General features: G+C 33.7%; 2 protein-coding genes and 1 pseudogene. All 3 read right to left on the reverse strand.

Features of this window, described 5'->3' with window-relative positions:
- Positions 1-93: pseudogene (locus PVV70_RS09655) on the reverse strand (trwi protein); the annotation flags it as partial.
- A gap of 215 nt (positions 94-308) precedes the next feature.
- A complete protein-coding gene (locus tag PVV70_RS09660; protein ID WP_273759015.1) occupies positions 309-1,064 on the reverse strand; it encodes a type IV secretion system protein in 756 nt (251 codons plus the stop codon).
- Complete coding sequence (locus tag PVV70_RS09665) at positions 1,061-1,183, reverse strand: TrwH protein (RefSeq protein ID WP_273757608.1); 123 nt, start codon at positions 1,181-1,183, stop codon at positions 1,061-1,063. Before PVV70_RS09665 ends, PVV70_RS09660 begins: the two co-directional genes overlap by 4 nt.
- Between the last annotated feature and the right edge of the window lies 1 nt (position 1,184).

Genomic DNA, 1,184 nt, shown 5'->3' on the forward strand with positions numbered 1-1,184 from the left:
TACAACAATTGCTTTTGAGGAAATATCCGTGACATATGTTTTTGTTATCTGATCAATTTTATTGAAAAGTTGCGTGAACACGGTAAAGTTCATGGTATTCCTCTTTAACGAACTTTTAATTTTTTATCACCTTGGAACATCGATAAATGCTAAACGCTTCATTTGCGTTGATACATTGCTTAAATTTTCACCATGATATTTTGGTTTTGATAAAATCTCTGTACCATTCTGAATTGTTGAGATAGCCCTGAACTCTCTATATGAGTTCTTGTTTTCATGAAAAAAAGAAAATATTATAAATAGCTTTATTAATTGAATCTTACGTTAGGCACATTTCTGTTTTCAGAGCTTATAATTTTTTCATACAATTTACGTTTCTGTATTTCGATAAGAGTCTCTTCATTATTGCTTAAATTTCTGACCATTTGCAGCTTTGCATATTCATTTTGGAGCATGGCTGACATATTTTTGATGCGCGTTTGTAGTTCGAAAACTTCTCTCAAATCTTTTGTTTTATCTATTTCATTTAAAAAATTGACAATTTGTGTAAAGCGCTTTTCTGCGTCTTGGAAAGTTTGTAAACTCACGGCTTTATCGACAATTCCACTATATTTAAGGCGTGTATTAATTATTGCGCGCATTGTCCGCGGTTGCATCTGCCTGAAAGTATTACTTCTCTCTTCGCGCTGAATAGACAACATAAGATGTTTGAAATAATTATAATTTTGGAATTGCTGAGCATTCAGGTTCTGGTAGTCGGTGTGGGGGGAGGGGTAGATAGACGAATCTTGTAAGAAAAAAACCTTATTATCTCCTATTGTTGGTTTTTGTATTCTATTTCCTGTTATAGATTGATGAACTTTTTTCGCTTTTTCGATCTGGTCTTCGGCTGTTTTAATTTGTTGATTTAACAACTCAATAATTTTCAGATATTCTGCTTTTGAAAAAGGAGTTTGAACAGTTGAATCTTGATTCCCAGAACCCCAACTAAAGTTAGACGTTAGAGTTAAATTCAGCACTACCAGAAGGGTAATCATCCCTGTTTTAATAAACCACTTTTTCATCTGTCTCCTCGCTTAATTTCGGCAGGGATTGTTTTATTAATAGGCACACGGTTCCTATCATTGGGTTGTTTGAGCTTTGGTGCTAATGCACAAGCTGATAAAAGGTTTGCAATCAAAATC

The organism is Bartonella sp. AU55XJBT (assembly GCF_028618525.1).